Below are 20,309 nucleotides of genomic sequence, written 5' to 3'. Positions count from 1 at the left end.
CCGGCGTCTCGTGACCGTCGTACGGCCGCCCCCCGGGCAGCCTCGACAGGCTCAAAGGGCCGTGGACAGACCCGTTTGGCTCCTGACACGATGGGGGCATGTCCCTACAGACAGACCGGTCTTCCCAGGCCGGTCCGGATGCCCTGGGGGTCCGCACCCGGCTGTTCGGTTCCTCGGCCGTTCTGACCGTGCGGGGCGAGATCGATTACGGCACCGTACCGGTTCTGGACGAGGCCGTCGCGGCGTTACCGCCCGGCCTCCGGAGCGTGGTGCTCGAAATGACCGGGGTCACCTTCATGGACGCGGCCGGGCTGCACTTCCTGCGGCGGCTGGACGCCTACGGTCAGCGGCGGCGGATTCCGGTCCGGGCCCTCAACCTGCGCCGTCAGCCGCGCCGGGTGCTGGAGTTGGCCCGCACGTGGCCCGGTACGCCGCGTACGGAGAAGTTCTTCGGCCGTGCCGCGCCGGCCGGTGTGCAGGTGGCCCCGGAGCCGCAGTGGGACGGCACTTCCTGACGGCCCTGCGGGGCTCACCGGGCGGTCGCTGAGGCGTCGTCAGCCCGGGCCGCCCCGCCGTACATCCCGCCTGTCACTCCGTCAGCTGCGGCAGCACCTTGGTGCGGTAGAAGTCGAAGAAGCCCCGCTGTTCCGGGCCGATCTGGCCGACGTAGACGGTGTCGAAGCCCGCGTCCGCGAAGGCGCGCAGTGCGGACACGTGCGTGTCGACGTCGTCGCCGCAGGGGAAGCCCTCCGCCACGTGTTCCGGCGTGACCAGCTGGGCCGCCTGCTCGAAGTGGCGCGGGGTGGGGAGGATCTGCGCCAGCTCGCCGGGGAGCTGTTCGCTGGGCCACAGGCGGTGCGCGGTGCGTACGCACTCGTCCCGGTCGGGGCCCCAGCAGACCTTCAGGCCGCCCTGGACGGGCTTGTTGCCGCCGCCGCCCCGGCGGAAGCGTTCGACGGCGTCCGCGTCGGGTGCCATGGTCACGAAGCCGTCGCCGACGCGGGCGGCGAGTTCGGTGGCGTTGGGGCCGAACGCGGAGACGTCGATGGGTACGGGTTCCGCGGGGACGGTGTAGAGGCGGGCGTTCTCCACGGTGTAGTGCTTGCCGTGGTGGCTGACCTCGCCACCCTCGAAGAGCTGGCGCATCACCTGGACGGCTTCCTCCAGCATCTCCAGGCGTACCGACGCCTGGGGCCAGTGGTCCCCGAGGATGTGCTCGTTCAGCGCTTCGCCGCTGCCCACACCGAGCCGGAAGCGGCCGTCGAGGAGTACCGCGCTGGTGGCCGCCGCCTGCGCGGTGATCACCGGGTGCAGCCGCATGACGGGGCAGGTCACCGCGGTCTCCACCGGCAGCGAGGTGACCTGGGACAGTGCGCCGATCACCGACCACACGAAGGGGCTCTGGCCCTGCGCGTCGTTCCACGGGTGGAAGTGGTCGGAGATCCACAGCCGGGTGAAGCCGGCCTGCTCCGCCATCCGGGCCTGTTCGACCAGGTCCTGGGGGGAGTGCTCCTCACAGGCGAGGAAGTATCCGTACTCGGTCATCGGGGCTCCGTGCGCTCTCGACGGCCCGCGCGGGGCCGGGTGGACAGGTGTGTGGATCGCCCCCTTGGGTGATGCGCCGGGTAACCGTTTTCCCGGCCCGGAAAACCCGCTCCGGGCGCGGCGGAACCCGTGCCGCCGCCGTACGGAGACGATTCGGTCCGGGCGCTGCGGGTACTGGAGCTGCCACGGCAGAGAACACCGCTTTAGACTCAAAAGCGGCTTTTGGGCCACCGACGGTCGGTGCTCCTCGACCGGGACGTCCGGTGGGCCGGCCGCCAGGACAAGGAGATCCGCCATGCGAGCCACCGTCTGGCACGGCAAGCGGGACGTCCGCGTGGAGCAGGTCCCCGATCCGCGGATCGAGCAGCCGACCGACGCGGTCATCAAGGTCACGTCGAGCGGTCTGTGCGGCTCCGATCTGCACCTGTACGAGGTCCTGACCCCGTTCATGACGCCCGGCGACATCCTGGGGCACGAGCCGATGGGCATCGTCGAGGAGACCGGCCCGGAGGTACCGGATCTCAGCCCCGGCGACCGGGTGGTGGTCCCGTTCCAGATCGCCTGCGGCAGCTGCCGGATGTGCGGTGCCGGTCTCCAGACCCAGTGCGAGACCACGCAGGTCCGCGAGCACGGCTCCGGCGCCGCGCTGTTCGGGTACACCAAGCTGTACGGCTCGGTGCCCGGCGCGCAGGCCGAGTACCTGCGCGTACCGCAGGCGCAGTACGGCCCGATCAAGGTGCCGCACGGGCCCGCCGACGACCGTTTCGTCTATCTGTCGGACGTGCTGCCGACCGCCTGGCAGGCCGTGCGGTACGCCGACGTGACCAAGGGCAGCAGCGTCGCCGTCCTGGGCCTCGGGCCGATCGGCGCGATGTCCTGCCGGGTCGCCCGGCACCTGGGCGCCGAGCAGGTGATCGGCATCGATCACGTCCCCGAGCGGCTGGCGCGGGCCCGCCGGGACGGGGCGACCGTCTTCGACCTGGACGCCTTCGACGACGAGGACGGGCTGCTCGACGCCGTCAGGGACGTGACCGACGGCCGCGGCCCGGACGCCGTCATCGACGCGGTGGGCACCGAGGCACACGGCAGCCCCGCCGGGCGCCTGGCCCAGCAGGCCGCCGGGCTGATGCCGTCGCGCTGGGCCGAGAAGCTGATGAGCAAGGCGGGCGTGGACCGGCTGAGCGCCCTCCACCTGGCCATCTCCCTGGCGCGCCGCGGCGGCACGATCTCCATCAGCGGGGTGTACGGCGGGATGACGGACCCGATGCCGATGCTGGTGATGTTCGACAAGCAGCTCACGTTCCGGATGGGCCAGGCCAACGTACGGCGCTGGGCGGACGACATCATCCCGCTGCTGACCGACGACGACCCGCTGGGCGTGGACGACTTCGCCACGCACCGGCTGCCGCTGGACAAGGCGCCCGAGGCGTACGAGATGTTCCAGAAGAAGGCCGACGGCGCGATCAAGGTGCTGTTCACGCCGTGACGGGGCGGCGCGGCGCACACCGCAGGACATTCAGGCCGAGGTGAAGGGACCGGGCATGCCGCATTTCGCTTCCGCACCGCCGATCGCGGGGCTGTCGGCCCTGGTGACGGGCGGGTCGCGCGGACTGGGCCTGTTGCTGGCCCGTCAACTGGTGGCGCGCGGCTGCCGCGTGACCATCCTCGCCCGTGACGAAGCGGAGCTGGCCGAGGCCGCCCGGTCGCTGCGCCGCCCCGGCGGCCCGCCGGTCACCACGGCGGTGTGCGACGTACGCGACCGCGCGGCGGTCGAGCGCGCCGTCGAGGAGGTGGCGGCGCGCGAGGGCGGGCTGGACATCGTCATCGGCAACGCCGGGGTCATCCAGGTGGGGCCGTCCGCCTCGCTGGGGCACCAGGCGTACCGCGACGCCATGGCGTCGATCTTCGACGGCGCGCTCCACACGTCCCTGGCGGCCCTCCCCCACCTGCGGCGCAGTCCGGCCGGCGGGCGGCTGGCGCTGATCGGGTCGGTCGGCGGCCTGCTGGCCGTGCCGCACCTGCTGCCGTACTCCTGCGCCAAGTTCGCCGTCGCCGCGCTGGCCGAGGGGCTGCACGCGGAGGAGAGCGGCTACGGGGTGTCGGTGACGGCGGTGCATCCGGGGCTGATGCGGACGGGCTCCCACCTGCACGCGCAGTTCGGCGGGGACGCCGCGCGGGAGTTCGCCTGGTTCTCGGCGCTGGCGGGCACGCCCGTCCTGTCGATGAGCGCGGAACGCGCCGCCGAACGCATCGTCTCCGGGGTGCAGCGCCGGCGCCCCCGCGTCGTGCTGACCCCGGCCGCCCGGCTGGCCGCCAAGGCGCACGGCCTGGCCCCGGTGACCACCACCCGCCTGTCGTCGGCCCTGGCGCGGGTGCTGCCGCAGGACGCCGTCGGCGAGCCGGGCGTCACCGAGGGCGCCGCGGTGCAGAGCGGCGGCCGGACACCGCCGGCCGCGCGGCTGCGCAAGGTGCTCGGCGCCCTCAACGACCGGGCCGCCGGGCGCTTCAACCAGTACGGCCGGCCCGGCGACACGGCCGGCCCTCGCGGAAGGAAACACGGGTGAGCCCACGCGGAGCGGCACTCTTCGACGTCGACGGAACCCTGGTCGACAGCACCTATCTGCACGCCGTGACCTGGTGGGAGGCGTTCCGCCAGGCCGGTCACCGGGTGCCGATGGCGGAGATCCACCGGGCCATCGGCATGGGGTCCGACCAGCTGCTGGACCATCTGCTCAGCGGGGACCGGGACCGCGACGAGGACGAGTCGATCCGGACGGCGCACGGCACGCTCTTCGCCCAGTACTGGGAGCGGCTGGCCCCGCTCGACGGCGCGGCCGAGCTGCTGCGGGAGTGCGCGAAGCGCGGCTGGACGGTGGTGCTGGCGAGCTCGGCGCACGGCCCCGAGCTGGAGGCGATGCGCCGCGCGCTGGACGCGGAGGACGCGATCACCGCGGTCACCGGCTCCGACGACGTGTCGGCGAGCAAGCCCGCGCCGGATCTCGTGCAGAGCGCGCTGGAGCACGGCGGCGTCGGCGCCGACTCGGCCGTCTTCATCGGCGACACGGTCTGGGACGTGCGGGCCAGTCACCGGGCGGGGGTGCCGTGTCTGGCGGTGCTCAGCGGCGGCTACCCGGAGCACGACCTGCGGGAGGCGGGCGCGTACGAGGTGTACGGCGGCCCGGCCGACCTGGCCGAGCGCCTGGACAGCAGCCTCCTCGCGGCACCCGGCGAGCGGTGACCGCCGGTAACCGGATTTTCGGGAGAACCGTCCGGACGGCCGTGCATTCGTCCCGGCCGGGACGGGCACACGGAAGGCCGGGCCGGCACCCGCCGTCGCGATTGTGAGAGGAAAGAACCGCATGTCCACCAAAGTCTCCGACCACATCCTCCAGCGCCTGCGCGAATGGGACGTCGACCACGTCTTCTCGTACGCGGGGGACGGCATCAACGGCCTGCTGGCCGCCTGGGGACGGGCCGGCAACCGGCCGAAGTTCGTCCAGGCCCGGCACGAGGAGATGGCCGCGTTCGAGGCCGTCGGGTACGCCAAGTTCTCCGGCAAGGTGGGCGTGTGCGCGGCGACCTCCGGGCCGGGCGCCATCCACCTGCTGAACGGGCTCTACGACGCGAAGCTGGATCATGTACCGGTGGTGGCCATCGTGGGGCAGACCGCGCGCAGCGCCATGGGCGGCTCCTACCAGCAGGAAGTCGACCTGATGAGCCTGTACAAGGACGTCGCCGCGGAGTTCTGCGAGATGGTGACGGTCCCGGAGCAGCTGCCGAACGTCCTCGACCGCGCGATCCGCACCGCCTACGCCAAGCGCACCGTCACGGCCGTCATCGTCCCCGGTGACGTACAGGAGCTGGAGTACAGCGCGCCCACCCACGAGTTCAAGATGGTGCCGTCCAGCCTGGGCGTGTCGCGGTACGCGCCGGTACCGGCCGACGAGGACCTGCGGCGCGCCGCCGAGGTGCTGAACGCGGGCGAGAAGGTGGCCATCCTGGTGGGCCAGGGCGCCCGCGGGGCCCGTGAGCGGGTCGAGGAGGCCGCCGAACTGCTCGGCGCCGGGGTGGCCAAGGCGCTGCTCGGCAAGGACGTGCTCTCCGACGAGCTGCCGTACGTGACCGGCGCGACCGGTCTGCTGGGCACCCGGCCCAGTTACGAGCTGATGCAGGAGTGCGACACGCTGCTGGTGATCGGTTCCAGCTTCCCGTACTCGCAGTTCCTGCCCGAGTACGGGCAGGCCCGTGCCGTGCAGATCGACATCGATCCGTTCATGGTCGGGCTGCGTTACCCCTTCGAGGTCAACCTCGTCGGTGACGCGTCCAAGACGCTGGAGCGGCTGCTGCCGCTGCTCCAGCACAAGAAGGCGCGCAAGTGGCGGGAGCAGATCGAGTCGAACGTCAAGCGCTGGTGGCAGGTCATGGAGCGGCGCGCCGCCGTCGAGGCCGACCCGATCAACCCGGAGTACGTGGTGCACGCGCTGGACGCGCACCTGCCCGACAACGTGATCCTGGCCGCGGACTCCGGCTCGGCGGCCAACTGGTACGCGCGCCACCTGCGGATGCGCGGCGGGATGCGCGGGTCGCTGTCCGGGACGCTGGCCACCATGGGACCGGGCGTGCCGTACGTGATCGGCGCGAAGTTCGCGCACCCGGAGCGGCCGGCGCTGGCCATCGTCGGTGACGGGGCCATGCAGATGAACGGCATGGCCGAGCTGGTCACCGCGGCCAAGTACTGGCGGGAGTGGAGCGACCCGCGGATGATCGTCGGGGTGCTGAACAACGAGGACCTCAACCAGGTCACCTGGGAGATGCGGGCCATGTCGGGGGCGCCGCAGTTCGAGGAGTCGCAGCGCATCCCGGACGTGCCGTACGCCGACTTCGCGCGCTCCATCGGGCTCGGCGGGGTCCGGGTCGAGCGGCCCGAGGAGGTGGAGAGCGCGTGGCGGCAGGCGCTCGCCGCGGACCGGCCGTTCGTCATCGACTTCCGTACCGACCCCAACGTGCCGCCCATCCCGCCGCACGCCACGCTGGACCAGATCGAGGCGGCGGCGACGGCGATCCTCAAGGGCGACCCGGAGACGGCCGGGGTGCTCAAGCAGGGGGTCAAGGCGAAGCTCCAGGAGTTCCTGCCGGGCGGCAAGGGCCGCGGGGAGAGCCAGGACTGAACCGGCGGGGCCGGGCCCGGTGGCGGACGCCGGGATCCGGCCCATGGCCGACACCGACCGACCGATTTCCAGGAGGACCCCGTGGCGAGGTTGACGGCACTGAAGGACTGGCGGCACTGGCGGCGGGGGCGGGCGCTGCGGCCCGCCCCCGGCGCGGACGACGTGGAGAACGCGGCGCAGCGCGTCCTGTTGTACGGCGTCCTGCCCATGTGGTTCGTACCGGCCGTCGCCGACTGGGTGATGCACCGGCGTACGGACATCGAGAAGACCACCGGCGTGAAGGAGTCCGCGATCCACGCGGTGATGATGGCGGAGGCCGGGGTGCCGGTGCTGGCCGGCCTGGTCGCGCGGATCAACCCGCTGGTGCTGTCGCTGATGGGCGGGGCCGCCGCCGCGCACAGCGCCACCGCGATCTGGGACGTGTCGGTGGCCACCGAGGACCGCGAGGTGCGCCCGGTGGAACAGCACATCCACAGCTTCCTGGAGGTGCTGCCGCTGGCGGCCGTCGCCTTCACCGCCTGCCTGCACTGGGAGTCCGTACGGGATCTCGCGCGCGGCGGCCGGCGGCCGGACGCCTGGAAGCTGCTGCCGAAGGAGCGTCCGCTGCCCGGGAAATACCTGGCCGGTATCGCGGCCGGGGTGGGCGCGTGCGTCGCCCTGCCGTACGGGGAGGAATTCATCCGGTGCCTGCGCGCCCGGAAGACCGGCGCGTGAGGAACGGGGCGGTCCGGCGCCGCGCGTTCGGCCGTCGGGGCGCTCGCGGAGGCCGATCGTTATGAGCCGGAATTCACGGGTAACCGTAGTCCGAGAAACGGTACACGGCAGGTCCGGGACAGGTACGCCGGTACGTGTCCGGGGCGTGTGCGAGACAGAGGAGAAACACCATGCCCGCAGGATCGAACGCCAAGCGTGAGCGCCAGTACGAGCACATCAAGGAAGGCGCCGAGAAGCGCGGTACGTCCAAGGGCCGGGCGAAGGAGATCGCGGCCCGTACCGTGAACAAGGAGCGCGCCCGCTCCGGCGAGTCGAAGACGGCCAGCAAATCGTCGACCCAGGACCGCAAGTCGGCGCCCGAGCGCGGCGGTCAGCGCTCCGGCAACCGCACCGGCTCCAAGGGCCCCACGCGCGACCAGCTGTACAACGAGGCCAAGAAGCGCGGCGTGGAAGGCCGGTCGAACATGAACAAGGACCAGCTGGCCAAGGCGCTCGGCCGCTGACCCCGGCGGACCGGGATGAGCAAGGAGCCGCTGCGGACCTATCTGTCGAAACGGCATTTCGACCGGACGTCGGAGCCGCGGGGCGGTGACTCCCCCGACTCCTCCGGAAAGCCGCGGTTCGTGGTGCAGATCCACGACGCGAGCCGTATGCATTTCGATTTCCGGCTGGAGGTCGACGGGGTGCTCAAATCGTGGTCCGTACCGAAGGGCCCGTCCACGGACCCGAAGGACAAACGGCTGGCGATGCCGACCGAGGACCACCCGCTGGACTACCGGGATTTCGAAGGTGTCATTCCGGCGGGTGAGTACGGGGGCGGCACGGTGATCGTATGGGACCAGGGCCATTACCGGCCGACCGCGCACGACCGGAAAGGCCGACCGGTACCGTTCGCCGAAGCGCTGGAAAAGGGCCATGTGACGTTCTGGATGGAGGGCAGGAAACTGCACGGCGGTTATGCCCTCACCCGGTTCCGCGGCGGCCCGGACAGCGACGAGCGGGAATCGTGGCTGCTGGTGAAGACCGACGACGCGCACGCGGATGGCCAGGGCACGCCCGACCCGCGGCGGGCGCGCTCGGTGCTGAGCGGGCACACGCTCAAGCAGGTGGCCGAGGACGTGGCGGCGGAGACCGGCGCGGAAGACCGGCCGGAAAACCAGGAAAAGCAGGAAAAGCAGACGCGAAAGAGCGCGAAGAAGAGCACGGGCGAGCGGGGCGGGAGCAGGGGCCGGGGACGCGGGTGAGTTCGCCGCCCGACGGGCTGCCGGCCGATGCGGCTGACACCGCACCGCATCCAGGGCGGAGCACCGCAACCAGGGCGGACGGGAAGAACTCGACCAGGCATGCGCCCGCGGCTGGGAGGGCCTGATCGCCAAGCGGGCCGGCTGGGTTACGCGGGCAAGGCCGGCCCGGGCTGGTGGCGCAGACCGGTTTCACGAGTGGCCCGGGACGGCAGACTGCGCCGTCCGCGGTTCCTGGGGCCGCGCGACGACAAGAACGCGACAACAAGAAGCCGCCGGACGTGGTGCGGGAACGTCCTGGCGGCGGGCAGCGGCCGGGGCAGGCGCCCCGGCCGCCGTCGGTTCGGCCGCCCTGCCCGGCGGCCGGTGTCCCCGGCGGGTCAGGGGCCGGTCAGGACGTCCCCATCGCCTTCCGTACGGCGTCCCGGGTGCGGTCGATCACCGCGGCCACCGGTCCGGCCGCGAGGTTCTTGGCGGCGGTGTCCGTGCCGGGGTGCGGCCGGGTGGGCGCCAGGGCCTCGGCGGCCTTGACGGCGCGGGCCAGCGTTTCCAGGCCGCGCTGGTCCGCGGTGTCCCGCAGCCGCGCGAACTCCAGCCGTTCCTCGGCGTCCGCGTGGGCGAGCACGTCGTGCCGCAGCGCGCCGAACCGGTCGTGGAACTCCGGAGCTTCGGGATCCAGGGACTCCAGTTCGCTCAGCACCCGCTTGGCGTGCTCCTCCTCGTCGATCCGCGCCCCGACCACCTCGTCACCGCCGTCGATGTGCCGGCGGGCGTACGGGTGGACGACCTCCTCCTCGGCCGTCTCGTGGACGGCGAGCAGGCGGACCAGGCGGTGGAAGGCGTCCGCCCGGTCCGCGCCCTTGGAGTCGTCCACTTCGGCGAGGAGTTCGCGGATCTGCCGGTGCTGCTGTTTGAGCAGTTCGACGACGTCCGGCTGTTCACTCATGTCCGTGTACCTCCGTCACGGCGGTGGTGCCGACTGTGTTCCGGAGCCGCGGCGGGTACCCGTCGCCACGCGGCCGAACCGGGCGTACGGCAGTCCCGTGTAGTTCTCGGCCAGTTCGGCCGCCGCATGCCGGGAGGCCGCGATGCGGTCCAGCTGCGCGATCTGCAGCCGGGTGTCGAAGGCGCTCTGGCCGGGTTCGGTGTGCAGCGCCGTCGTCATGAAGTACGAGAACTGCTCGGCGCGCCAGACGCGGCGCAGACAGGCGTCGGACCAGCCGTCCAGCAGCTCCGTGGAGCCGGTGGCCTTCAGGTGGGCGAAGGCGTGCGCCAGCCGGGTGACGTCGGAAGCGGCGAGGTTGAGTCCCTTGGCGCCGGTCGGCGGGACGATGTGCGCCGCGTCCCCGGCGAGCAGCACCCGCCCGTACCGCATCGGTTCGGTGACCACGCTGCGCATCGGCAGGACCGATGTGGCGGTGATCGGGCCGCGGGCGAGCTTCCACGGCTCGTCGGTGGCCGAGCGGGCATCGAGTTCGTCCCAGATCCGCCCGGCCGGCCAGTCGGCGGGGTCGGTGCCGTTGGGGACCTGGAGGTAGAGCCGGCTGACGGTGGGCGAGCGCATGCTGAACAGGGCGAAGCCGCGCTCCGAGTGGGCGTAGACCAGCTCGTCGCAGGACGGCGGGACGTCGGCGAGGACGCCGAGCCAGGAGTACGGGTAGCCGCGCTCGTACGTGCGGCGGGCGCCGGACGGCACCGCGTCCCGGACGATGCCGTGGAAGCCGTCGCAGCCGACGACGTAGTCGCAGGTGAGGGTGTGTTCCCTGCCCTGGTGGGCGTAGCGGATGACGGGCCGATCGGTGTCCGCGCCCTCGACCGCGCGGGCCCGCGCCCCGAACACCAGCGGCGGGCCGTCCGCGAGCTGGAGGGCGATGAGGTCCTTGACCACCTCGGTCTGCGCGTAGACCAGCACGCTGCGGCCGCCGGTCAGGGACGGGAAGTCGACGCGGTGCGAGCGCCGGTCGAAGCGCAGCCGGATGCCGTGGTGGACGATGCCTTCCCGGTCCAGGCGCTCCCCCGCGCCGCAGGCGCGCAGCGTGTCGGCGGTGCCCTGTTCCAGGATGCCGGCGCGCTGGCGCTGTTCGACGTAGGCGCGGTCGCGGCTCTCCAGGACGACGCTGTCGATGCCGGAGCGGTGCAGCAGCCGGGCCAGCAGCAGCCCGGCCGGGCCGCCGCCGACGATGCCGACCGTGGTGGTGGCGGGGGCCGGGGACGCGGCGGAAGTGGGGCGCATCGGGGTCACTTCCCTTCCCGGTGGTCGGCGATTACGCGGTCGGCCAGCGCGAACGCGGAGTTCGCGGCCGGTACGCCGCAGTAGACGGCCGACTGGAGCAGGACTTCCTGGATGTCCTCGGCGGTCAGCCCGTTGCGCAGGGCGGCGCGCAGGTGCAGCTCCAGTTCCTCGTGGTGTCCGCGCGCCACCAGGGCGGTGATCGTGATGCAGCTGCGGGTGTGCCGGGACAGTCCGGGGCGGGTCCAGATCTCGCCCCAGGCGTAGCGGGTGAGGAAGTCCTGGAAGACGGCGGTGAAGGCGGTGGTGCGGGCGGCCGAGCGGTCGACGTGGCCGTCGCCGAGCACGGCGCGGCGGACGGCGGTGCCGGCGGCGTGGCGGGTGCGGTCGTCGGTGGCGGTATCGGTGCCCGCGCGGCTGCCGGGGCCGGGAGCCGCGCGGCTGCCGGAATCCAGGCCCGTAAGGCTCCCGGCGTCCGGTACGTCGTCCGGGGCCGCCCGGCCGCCGTCCGCCGGATGTGCCGCGAGGTGGCCGAGGAGCGCGGCGAGCACCTGCGCGGGCCGTTCGGCGGTGGCCAGGTGGGCGGCCCCGGCCAGTTCGGTGAGGCTCGCGGCCGGGATGCCGTCGGCGAGTTCGCGGGCGTGCGCGGGCGGTGTCGCGGGGTCGTCGCGGCCCGCGATCACGAGGGTGGGCGCACCGATCCGGCCCAGTTCACCGCGCAGGTCGTACGTGGCGAGCGCGTCGCAGCAGGCCGCGTACCCCTCCGGCGCCACGGTCCGCAGCCCGGCCAGGAGGTCGCGTGCCACCGGTGTGCCGGCGAACGCCGGGGTGAACCAGCGGCCGGGCGTGGTGCCGGCGACCGCCGCGATGCCCTGTTCCCGTACGCGCGCGGCGCGTTCGTGCCACCCTTCCGGCTCGCCGAAGCGGGCCGAGGAGCAGACCAGCGCGAGGGACACGATCCGCTCGGGGTGGTGGACCGCGAGCCAGGTGCCGACCGCGCCGCCCAGGGAGATGCCCGCGTACGCGAACCGGTCGATGCCGAGGGAGTCGGCGAGGGCGAGGACGAGTCCGGCGAGGTCCGCGACCGTGCGGGCGGCCCCCTCCGCACGGCTCGCGAGGACGTCGTACGGAGTACCGCCGTGCCCGGGCAGGTCCCAGCGCACGACGCGGAACCGCCGTGCCAGCACCGCCATCTGCGGCTCCCACACCGCGAGCGAGGTGCCCAGGGACGGGCCCAGGATGAGCGGGGGCGCGTCGGCGGGCCCGTCCTCGCGGTGATGCGGGAGCGGGTGGGCGACGGAGCTGGTCATGCGTTCTCCTGCGGGGTCGGTGCGGCGCGGTGCGCGGCGGGGCGGCGCAGGGCGCGGTCCACGAGCGCCCCGGCCGAGCCGGTGTACGCGGCCGGGGCGGTCAGCTCCCGCAGCCGCGCGGCGGGGAAGGCCGCGGCGGTGGCGGGGTGGTGCGCGCGCAGGGTCCGGCCCAGCGCCTCGGCCAGTGCCGTGCCGTCCTCCGCGGCACGGCGCGCCACGTCGGTGAGCAGCCGTTCGGCCGTGTCCCGCCCGAGGTGGGCGCCTAGCACGGCCGCCAGGCGCTCGGCGACGACCAGTCCGCCGGTCGCGGCGAGGTTGGCGCGCATCCGCTCCGGGCGCACCCGCAGCCCCGCGGTCAGTTCGGCGGCGTCCCGGGCCGCGCCGCCCACCAGCCGCAGGGCGTCGCGCAGCGGCTGCCACTCCGCGTGCCAGGCGCCGGCCGGCCGTTCGTCCTCGGCGGCCAGGGACCCGTACAGCACTCCGGCCAGCGCCGGGACCTGCCGGGCCGCGGCGGCGATCAGCGTGGCCCGTACGGGGTTGGACTTGTGCGGCATGGCGGAGGAGCCGCCGCCGCGGCCTTCGGCCAGTTCGCCGGTCTCGGTACGGGACAGGGCCAGCACATCGGCGGCGGCCTTGCCGAGGGCGCCGGCGGTGTGGGCCAGCGCGCCCGCGAGGTCGGCGACGGGGGTGCGCAGCGTGTGCCAGGGCAGTACGGGCTCGGCGAGGCCGGTCTCGGCCGCGTACGCGGCGAGCAGCCGCAGCCCGAGGTCGTCCCCGCCGGGCCCGGGGCACGCTGCCCCGGCGGAACCGTCGGCCGTCCCCTGCTCCGCGTCGGCCTCCGCGAACGCGTGGAACGCGGCGAGGGTGCCCGCCGCGCCGCCCAACTGCGCGGGCAGCGCGTCCCGTACGGCGGCGAGCCGGTCCCGGGCGTCCAGCACCAGCCCGCGCCACCCCGCGGCCTTGAGCCCGAAGGTGACCGGCACCGCGTGCTGGGTGAGCGTGCGGCCCGCCATCGGTGTGCCGCGGTGCCCGGCCGCCAGGCGGGCCAGGGTCGCGGCGGTGGCGTCCAGGTCGGCGAGGACGGCTGCCAGGGCGCGCGAACAGACCAGCATGGTGGCCGTGTCGAGGATGTCCTGGCTGGTGGCGCCGCGGTGGACGTACGCGGCGGCCCCGGCGTCCTGCCCGGCCACGGCGGACGTGAGGGCGGTGACGAGGGGGATGACCGGGTTGCCGCCGGCGCGGGCCCGTACCGCGAGGTCGCGGGCGTCGTACCGGCCGGTGTCGCGCGCCGCCGCGGTGACGGCCTCGGCCGCCGCGGCCGGCGCCAGCCCGACGGCCGCCTGAGCCCGCGTCAGGGCGGCCTCCGCGTCCAGCAGGGCGCGTACGTACGCGGTGTCTCCGGTGGCGGCCTCGACGGCGGAGTCCGCCCGGCCCGGCGCCAGCAGGCCGTGGTCAGCGGAACTCAAGGAAGACCGTCTCCTCGCCCGTCCCGTCGCCCGCCACAGCGCCCTCGCCCTCGGCGGCGGCCTGGAGACGGATGTCGAAGCGGTACCGCCGCTCGCCGTCGGCCCGCGCGACCAGGGTGCGCGCCCGGTGCGCGGGGAGCCGGGACAGCAGCGGGTCGGCCGCGTGGGCCGCCGCGTCCCCGGGGAAGTAGACCCGGGTGAACAGGTGGTGCAGCAGGCCGCGGGCGAAGACGCACACCGCGATGTACGGTGCCGCGTCCGGCCGGCCCGCCGGTGCGGTGGGGGGCAGCGTGCGCAGGACGTAGCGGCCGTCGGCGCCGGTGGGGACCCGGCCGAAACCGGTGAAGTCCACGCCGTCGCGGCCGACGACCGCGCCGGTGGCCGCGTCGCGGCGCAGTGAGCCGGGCGCGCCGCGCAGGCCGCCGTCCGGCCCGGCCTGCCAGAACTCCAGCAGCGCGTCCGGCACCGGCTCCCCCGCGCCGTCCAGGACGCGGCCGTACAGGGTGATGGTGTCCGGGTGCCCGGTGGGCGCCATCTCGCCACCGCCGGGGAACGGCAGCGCGTGGCCGAAGAACGGGCCGATGGTCTGGGACGGGGTCGGGGGCAGCGTCCCGGGCGTCTCCGGGCCGGCGTCCGGCTGCTGCGGTACGCCTTCACGGCGCGGCGCGGTCTCGTGCGGGGTGGCGGACATGTCGTGCGGGGCGGGTGACATCTCAGCGGCCCTCCTCGGTCCAGGTGGCGGACGGTCCGTCCAGCACGATGTCCCACCGGTAGCCGAGGCACCACTCCGCGCGGGCGATCTCCGGGTCGTAGGCGCACACCAGCCGGGCGCGGGCCCGCGGGTCGGTGCAGGAGGCCAGGATCGGGTCGTACGGGAACAGCGGGTCGCCCGGGAAGTACATCTGGGTGACCAGCCGCTGGGTGAAGGCGGTGCCGAAGAGCGAGAAGTGGATGTGCGCCGGGCGCCAGGCGTTGTGGTGGTTGCGCCACGGATAGGCGCCGGGCCGGACGGTGGTGAACGCGTACCGGCCCTCGTCGTCCGTCAGACAGCGGCCGGCGCCGGTGAAGTTGGGGTCGAGCGGCGCCGGGTGCCGATCGCGCCGGTGGGCGTACCGGCCGGCGGCGTTGGCCTGCCAGATCTCGACGAGCTGGCCGCGTACCGGGCGGCCGGCGCGGTCCCGTACCCGGCCGGTGACGGTGATCCGCTCGCCGAGCGGCTCGCCGGTGTGCTGCCGGGTGAGATCGGCGTCCAGGGCGGTGACGTCGGTGTCGCCGAAGGCGGGCCCGGACAGTTCGGCGGTCTCCGGGTCCCGCAGCACGTCGAGCACGGCCGGTGGCTGTCTCGGGTGGCGCAGCCGGGTGCTGCGGTACGGGGCGAAGTCGCGACCGGGGTGCGCCGGTACGGGGCCGCCCGCCGTGCGGGCGTCGGCGGCTGCGGTGTGCAGCGCGGCGATCTCGCGGTCGATGACGTACTGCGGTTCGGTGCCCGGGGGCAGCGGTGCCGCGGCCTCCGCCGGTGCGGCGGCGGCCGGGGATCCCGGGGCGGCGGATGCGCTCGGTGGAGTCATCGGGGCTTCTCCAGACGTAGGGCCTGTGGGGTCGCGCGGCCGGTTCCGGGCGGGGCGGGGGCCGCCTTGAGCGCGCGCAGGGCGGCCAGTTCGGCGTCGGTGGGCGCCTCGGTGGTCGTCAGGTGCGGTGCCGTACGCAGGTCCCAGCCGGTCGCCGCCCGCGCCTGCTCCACGGTGGCGCCGGGGTGCAGGGCGGTCAGCACCAGTTCGGCGGTGTCCGGGTCCGGGCGCAGCACGCCGAGGTCGGTGATGACGGTGGTGGGCCCGGCGCCGCGCAGGCCGAGGGCGGCGCGGTCGCCCGGGCCCGTACCGTGGCCGAGGGTGGTGACGAAGTCGAGCGCGGGCACGAGGTTGCGGCGGGTGTGCCGCAGCACGACGAACACCTCGCCGCAGTTGGCGGCGATCTCGGGGGCGCCGCCGGCGCCGGGCAGCCTGCCCTCGGGCCGGTCCGGGCCGCGGTCCACGACGGTGGTGTTGATGTTGGCGAACCGGTCGAGCTGGGCGGCCCCGAGGAAGCCCACGTCGATCCGGCCGCCCTGCAGCCAGTAGTTGAACATCTCCGGCACGGACACCACCGCGTCGGCGGTGTCGGCCAGTTCGCCGTCGCCGATGGACAGCGGCAGCCGGGTCGGCCGGGAGCCGATGGTGCCGGACTCGTACACCAGGACCAGGTCCGGATTGACGGTACGGCGGGCCAGGTTGGCGGCCGTGCTGGGCAGCCCGATCCCGACGAAGCAGGTCTTCGCGCCGCCCAGCGCGCGGGCCGCGTTGACCTCCATCAGTTCGTCGCGTCCGCAGCGCGCGCCGTCGTCCGCAGCACTCATCGGGTCCCTTTCCGTACGTTCTCGTCGAGCCACCGCACGAAGGCGGCCCGGTCGCGGGAGACGGCGTCCCACTCCTGGTAGAAGTCGTTGTCGCGGACCGAGTACCCGGCGGCGTAGGAAGGGTGGGCGCCGCCGGGCACCGGCACGACGGCGTCGATCACCCAGCCGGGCAGCACCACCGAGCCGGGCCTCGGCTCCAGCGCCCCTTCGACGATCTCCTCGACGGTGACCAGCACCCGCCCGGCGGCCAGCACCGCTTCCTTCTGCACCCCGGTCAGGCCCCACAGCTGCACGTTGCCGTTCCGGTCGGCCTGCTGGGCGTGGATGACCGTGACGTCCGGGTTGAGGGCGGCCACGGCGGCCAGTTCCTCGCCGGTGAAGGGGCAGGTGACGGTGGCGACGGTGTCCGTACGGCCGGGGATGCCGCTGCCGCGGTAGCCGCGCAGCACCGCGAACGGCAGCTTCGAGGCGCCGGCGACATAGCGGTTGGCCATGCCCGCGTGGCTGTGCTCGTCCAGCTCCAGCGGGTGCGGCCAGCCGTTCTCGACCGCGTCGCGGAAGCGGTGCAGCGAGCCGACGCCGGGGTTGCCGCCCCAGGAGAAGACCAGTTTGCGGGCCGCGCCCGCGCCGATCAGCTGGTCGTAGACCACGTCCGGCGTCATACGGGCCAGCGTCAGGCCGGTGATGCCCTGCCGGATGATCTCGTGCGCCGCGGCGAACGGGATCAGGTGGGTGAAGCCCTCCAGCGCGACGGTGTCCCCGTCGTGGATCAGGTCCCCGACGGCGTCGTGCAGGGAACGGATGTCGGCCATGTCCTCGCCCTCGCGTCGTTCCGCGATGCCGGGTGCCCGGGACCGTACGGCCCGCGGCACCCCGCCTTGTTCGCCTGGTGAACTTCTGTTCATAATCGGCGTGCCCTGAGTCTGAAGCCCTCTCCCGGCCCTGTCAACGGTCCGGCAGGTACGGTTCCGAGGAGATTTCCGCACCCTGGAGAGCCCATGCCCCGCCCCGCCACCGACGCACCGCCGCCGCCCCCGGAGGCGGTGGGACCGCTGCTGCGCGGCCTGACCGTGCTGCGCGAACTGACCGCCGGCGGCGGGCGGCGGGCCGTCGGCGACCTGGTGCGGGCGACCGGACTCGCGCGCTCCACGGTCGACCGCGTCCTGAGCACCCTCGCCCGCCTCGGCCACGTACGCGTCGAAGGCCGGGACGCGGTGCTCGCGCCCGGCCTGCTGGAACTCGGCAACGCCTACCTGGCCGCCTCCGAACTGCCCGGCCGGCTCGGTCCGGCCGCCGAACGGCTGGCCGACGCGCTCGACGAATCGGTCTCGCTCGCCGTGCCGGACGGCGACGGCGTGCGCTTCGTCCACCAGGCGACGCGGCGCCGCGCGATGTCACTGGCGTTCCGGATCGGCGACCTGCTGCCCGCCGAACGGGGCGCCCCCGGAGCGCTGTTCGCCGCCGACTGGGACGGGGGCGCCTGGCGGCGCTGGGAGCGGCGGCGCGCGGCGGACCCCGCGGACGCGGGCTTCCCGGCCGTGCCGCCGCGCCGGTACGAGGACGGCGGTACGGAACCGGGGGCTGCCGACGCGGACTTCACCACCCGGGTCGAGGCGGCCCGTACCGCCGGCTGGTCCCTGGACGACCAGCTGATCGAACCGGGCCTGGTCGCCGTCGCGGTGCCGGTACGCGACCCGCGGGGCCGCCCGGTGTGCGCGGTCAGCGTCGTCAGCCACACCAGCCGGCTGGACGCCGCCGACCTCCCTGCCGCCGTACTCCCCCGACTCCGCGACACCGTCGCCGAAATGCAACGGCTCCTGGCCGCTCCCGCTCCCCCCGCCTCCTCGCCCTCCGGCCCCTCGTCCGCCCGGCACGCCTCCTGGATGCGTGCCTCCAAGCAGGAACTGGGCCCGGAGTTCGTCGAGTCACTGGCCCGCGGCCTGCTCACGCTCACCGCGTTCGGCACCGGCCGGGCGGCGCTGCCCCTGACCGCCGTCGCGGAGGCCACCGGCCTGGCCCGCGCCACCGCGCGCCGCGCCCTGATCACCCTGGAACACCTCGGCTACGTCGCCTCGGACGGCCGCCTCTTCCGCCCCACGCCGAAGGTGCTGGACCTGGGCTTCGCCCCGCTGTCGGGCCTGACCCTGCCGGAGATCGCCCAGCCGCACCTGGCCGCGCTGGTGGAGCGGGTGCACGACTCCGCGTCGATGGCGGTGCTGTCCGGTACGGACATCCAGTACGTGGCCCGGGTCCCCACCGTACGGATCATGAGCGTCAACATCACCGTGGGCACCCGCTTCCCGGCGTACCCCACCTCCATGGGCCGCGTCCTCCTCGCCGGCCTCCCACCGGCGGAACGCGACGCCCACCTCGCCCGCACCACCCTCGCCCCCCTCACCCGGCACACCGTCACCTCCCCCGAACGCCTGACGGCCCTGCTGGCGCGGACCGCCGAGGACGGCTACGCCCTGGTGGACGAGGAGTTGGAGGAGGGCCTGCGCTCCCTCGCCGTCCCCGTCCGCGACCGCGACTCCCGCGTCGTCGCCGCGGTCAACATCTCCACCCACGCGGGCCGCCGCTCCCCCACCGAGGACCGCGACACCTTCCTGCCGCACCTGCGGACGGCCGCGGCGCGCATCGAGGCGGACCTGCACACGGCGGGGCGGTACCTGCGGATTCCGGTCGCTTAGGGGTGGTCCGGCGGGGAGGGGCGGGGCAACTGCCCGGAACCTCGCGGCCGCCTGGGACGGCCGCGTTTCGGATGACGACTCGCGCGCCGGCTCCCCGGCGGTTCACGCCCAGGGCGCCGCCCCGCCCCCGTTCGCCCAGGTGACCAGCTGCTCTCCGTCGAAGCAGCGGATGCCGCAGGTGGCGGCGTAGTCGGTGGCGGGTTCGGTGAAGGTGCTCGTGGTGACGACGGCGGCGATCTCGGCCTCGTGCACCGTGAAGCAGGTGCCGCCGAAGCGCTGCACGTCCTGGGAGCCGACCTTGTGGGACTCCCCGTACCGCTTGCACTGGATGATGATCCGGCGGCCGCCGGACGCGCTGGCCAGGACGTCCGCGCCCAGGTCCCCCGCGCCGCCGACCACCTGTACGTCCCGGCAGCCGTCGCGTTCGCAGAGGGCGGCTATCGCCTGCTCGAAGCCGTCCGCGTCCATGGCGAGGAAGTCCTGGAGGCGCCAGGGCCCGGCGCCGGGCGCCGCCTCCGGCGGGGCCTCCGCCATCGCCGCCACCTCCGCCTCGGCCTCGGCCTTCCCCGCCCGCGCCGCCCGCCGCAGCTCGCGCAGCCGCGGCATGGCGCGGACCGCCACCACGGCCAGGGCCAGGAGGGGCGGGAGGACGGCACAGCCCGCGACGAGGGCCGGGCCCGGGTGCTCGGCCGCCCACCGCACCACTTCGCGGACGGCGAGGTACCCGCCGCAGAGGAGGACACCGAGCACGGCGAGGACGAACAGCGTCCGCCACATCGGGTACGTACGGGAACGGGCAGCGGAACCGGTTGATGCGCCGTCAGCTCTCGCGGGTGCGGTCACAGGCGGGGCTCCTTCCCTTGCGCCGAACGGATACGGCTGCGCTGTCCACCTCCTGCCCCGCGAAGCCCGGAACATGATCATCGCTGGGTGGCGGCCGGTGCGACGGGAGACGGTTCACCGCCCCGCCGCCCGCCGACGGCGGTTCCGCCGGTCCCGGCCCACGGCGGCGGCCACCGCCCCCACGATGAGCAGCACCGATCCCAGCGCGGCCACCGGAATCAGCGACCCGCCCCCGGTGGCGGGCAGGGCCGGGCGCGCGCCGGGCGACGCGGCGGGGGCGCGCTCCGGTCCGGCGCCGGGCCCCGGCGCGACCGTCACCACCGCCGGAAGGCAGTCACCGGGGGTGGAGCACCGTACGGGCCCGCCGTACGGCAGCACGGGATCGACGGTCGGCACGGGCGCACCCACCGCGACCGGCGTCCGGCCGTCGGACGCTACGGCGGCGTACGCGCTTCCCGGCGAACCGCCCGCGAGAACCAGGAGCACGGCGAGCGGCATCGCGCAGAACCCGCCGTAACACGCGCGGCGCGGCCCGCGAAGGGAAAAGGGGTGCACGGCTCTCCCGGAAAAGGTGGCGCGGATTCACATCCCGAAAACACACCATGCAGCACGCCCCCGCTCCACGACGCCGCTCGCCGGTCCGCACGCTCGTCGGTCACCCGAATTCAGCACGCCGCCCGCCTGCGGCGCTCTCGGGCCGGAGACCGCAG

Annotated in this window: 20 protein-coding genes; 9 read left to right on the top strand and 11 right to left on the bottom strand. The window is 74.3% G+C overall.

Annotation, left to right across the window (positions count from 1 at the left end):
* The first annotated feature begins 98 nt into the window (after window positions 1–98).
* Window positions 99–515 carry an STAS domain-containing protein gene (locus ACH4FX_RS23755; protein WP_398482006.1) on the top strand — a complete coding sequence of 139 codons (417 nt, stop codon included), beginning with the start codon at window positions 99–101 and terminating at the stop codon, window positions 513–515.
* A gap of 73 nt (window positions 516–588) precedes the next feature.
* On the opposite strand, the gene ACH4FX_RS23750 is transcribed toward ACH4FX_RS23755, so the two are convergent.
* Window positions 589–1,545, bottom strand: coding sequence for an LLM class F420-dependent oxidoreductase (locus ACH4FX_RS23750; protein ID WP_398482004.1), 957 nt, complete (start codon window positions 1,543–1,545; stop codon window positions 589–591).
* A 295-nt stretch (window positions 1,546–1,840) separates the two neighbouring features.
* Here ACH4FX_RS23750 and ACH4FX_RS23745 point away from each other — a divergent pair, with 295 nt between their 5' ends.
* From ACH4FX_RS23745 to ACH4FX_RS23715, 7 genes are all read left to right on the top strand, one after another.
* Window positions 1,841–3,031 carry a zinc-dependent alcohol dehydrogenase gene (locus ACH4FX_RS23745; protein WP_398482003.1) on the top strand — a complete coding sequence of 397 codons (1,191 nt, stop codon included), beginning with the start codon at window positions 1,841–1,843 and terminating at the stop codon, window positions 3,029–3,031.
* A 55-nt stretch (window positions 3,032–3,086) separates the two neighbouring features.
* On the top strand, window positions 3,087–4,109 hold the full coding sequence (locus tag ACH4FX_RS23740) for an SDR family NAD(P)-dependent oxidoreductase (protein WP_398482001.1): 1,023 nt from the start codon (window positions 3,087–3,089) through the stop codon (window positions 4,107–4,109).
* Complete coding sequence (locus tag ACH4FX_RS23735) at window positions 4,106–4,783, top strand: HAD family hydrolase (protein ID WP_398481999.1); 678 nt, start codon at window positions 4,106–4,108, stop codon at window positions 4,781–4,783. Before ACH4FX_RS23740 ends, ACH4FX_RS23735 begins: the two co-directional genes overlap by 4 nt.
* A gap of 121 nt (window positions 4,784–4,904) precedes the next feature.
* Window positions 4,905–6,713, top strand: a complete 1,809-nt coding sequence (locus tag ACH4FX_RS23730) for a thiamine pyrophosphate-requiring protein (protein WP_398481997.1) — start codon at window positions 4,905–4,907, stop codon at window positions 6,711–6,713.
* A gap of 81 nt (window positions 6,714–6,794) precedes the next feature.
* Window positions 6,795–7,427, top strand: coding sequence for a diguanylate cyclase (locus ACH4FX_RS23725; protein ID WP_398481995.1), 633 nt, complete (start codon window positions 6,795–6,797; stop codon window positions 7,425–7,427).
* Window positions 7,428–7,597: 170 nt separating this feature from the next.
* Entirely contained in the window at window positions 7,598–7,930 is a 333-nt protein-coding gene (locus ACH4FX_RS23720) for a hypothetical protein (protein ID WP_003983312.1), read from the top strand.
* A 15-nt stretch (window positions 7,931–7,945) separates the two neighbouring features.
* A complete protein-coding gene (locus tag ACH4FX_RS23715) occupies window positions 7,946–8,671 on the top strand; it encodes a DNA polymerase ligase N-terminal domain-containing protein (protein WP_398481993.1) in 726 nt (241 codons plus the stop codon).
* Between the two features lie 388 nt (window positions 8,672–9,059).
* On the opposite strand, the gene ACH4FX_RS23710 is transcribed toward ACH4FX_RS23715, so the two are convergent.
* Genes ACH4FX_RS23710 through ACH4FX_RS23675 form a run of 8 tightly spaced genes read right to left on the bottom strand, consistent with a single transcriptional unit; the run spans window position 9,060 to window position 16,878 of the window.
* Window positions 9,060–9,614 (bottom strand): hemerythrin domain-containing protein, encoded by a 555-nt coding sequence (locus ACH4FX_RS23710; RefSeq protein WP_398481992.1) that lies wholly within the window; start codon window positions 9,612–9,614, stop codon window positions 9,060–9,062.
* 15 nt (window positions 9,615–9,629) lie between these two features.
* Window positions 9,630–10,901, bottom strand: a complete 1,272-nt coding sequence (locus ACH4FX_RS23705) for a 4-hydroxybenzoate 3-monooxygenase (RefSeq protein WP_398481990.1) — start codon at window positions 10,899–10,901, stop codon at window positions 9,630–9,632.
* Window positions 10,902–10,906: 5 nt separating this feature from the next.
* Complete coding sequence (pcaD, locus tag ACH4FX_RS23700) at window positions 10,907–12,208, bottom strand: 3-oxoadipate enol-lactonase (protein ID WP_398481988.1); 1,302 nt, start codon at window positions 12,206–12,208, stop codon at window positions 10,907–10,909.
* Window positions 12,205–13,674, bottom strand: coding sequence for a 3-carboxy-cis,cis-muconate cycloisomerase (gene pcaB, locus ACH4FX_RS23695; protein ID WP_398481986.1), 1,470 nt, complete (start codon window positions 13,672–13,674; stop codon window positions 12,205–12,207). The genes pcaD and pcaB overlap by 4 nt, the downstream gene beginning before the upstream one ends.
* Entirely contained in the window at window positions 13,661–14,386 is a 726-nt protein-coding gene (gene pcaG / locus ACH4FX_RS23690) for a protocatechuate 3,4-dioxygenase subunit alpha (RefSeq protein WP_398481984.1), read from the bottom strand. The genes pcaB and pcaG overlap by 14 nt, the downstream gene beginning before the upstream one ends.
* A gap of 1 nt (window position 14,387) precedes the next feature.
* Window positions 14,388–15,242 (bottom strand): protocatechuate 3,4-dioxygenase subunit beta, encoded by an 855-nt coding sequence (gene pcaH, locus ACH4FX_RS23685; protein WP_398481982.1) that lies wholly within the window; start codon window positions 15,240–15,242, stop codon window positions 14,388–14,390.
* Window positions 15,239–16,066 carry a CoA-transferase subunit beta gene (locus ACH4FX_RS23680; RefSeq protein WP_398481981.1) on the bottom strand — a complete coding sequence of 276 codons (828 nt, stop codon included), beginning with the start codon at window positions 16,064–16,066 and terminating at the stop codon, window positions 15,239–15,241. Before ACH4FX_RS23680 ends, pcaH begins: the two co-directional genes overlap by 4 nt.
* Entirely contained in the window at window positions 16,063–16,878 is an 816-nt protein-coding gene (locus ACH4FX_RS23675; protein WP_398481979.1) for a CoA transferase subunit A, read from the bottom strand. Before ACH4FX_RS23675 ends, ACH4FX_RS23680 begins: the two co-directional genes overlap by 4 nt.
* A 186-nt stretch (window positions 16,879–17,064) precedes the next feature.
* On the opposite strand from ACH4FX_RS23675, the gene ACH4FX_RS23670 reads away from it, so the two are divergent.
* Window positions 17,065–18,756 carry an IclR family transcriptional regulator C-terminal domain-containing protein gene (locus ACH4FX_RS23670; protein WP_398481977.1) on the top strand — a complete coding sequence of 564 codons (1,692 nt, stop codon included), beginning with the start codon at window positions 17,065–17,067 and terminating at the stop codon, window positions 18,754–18,756.
* 102 nt (window positions 18,757–18,858) lie between these two features.
* Here ACH4FX_RS23670 and ACH4FX_RS23665 read toward each other — a convergent pair whose 3' ends face one another.
* Together ACH4FX_RS23665 and ACH4FX_RS23660 are read right to left on the bottom strand one after the other, a co-directional pair.
* Window positions 18,859–19,533 (bottom strand): restriction endonuclease, encoded by a 675-nt coding sequence (locus tag ACH4FX_RS23665; protein ID WP_398482080.1) that lies wholly within the window; start codon window positions 19,531–19,533, stop codon window positions 18,859–18,861.
* A 180-nt stretch (window positions 19,534–19,713) separates the two neighbouring features.
* Window positions 19,714–20,097, bottom strand: coding sequence for a hypothetical protein (locus tag ACH4FX_RS23660; RefSeq protein WP_398481975.1), 384 nt, complete (start codon window positions 20,095–20,097; stop codon window positions 19,714–19,716).
* Window positions 20,098–20,309 lie beyond the last annotated feature (212 nt).

Origin of the sequence: Streptomyces sp. NPDC018019 (genome assembly GCF_044327805.1) — a bacterium.
Classification (GTDB): Bacteria; Actinomycetota; Actinomycetes; order Streptomycetales; family Streptomycetaceae; genus Streptomyces.
The sequence above is the reverse complement of the archived record's forward strand: the minus strand, read 5'-3'. Positions and strand labels throughout refer to the sequence as shown.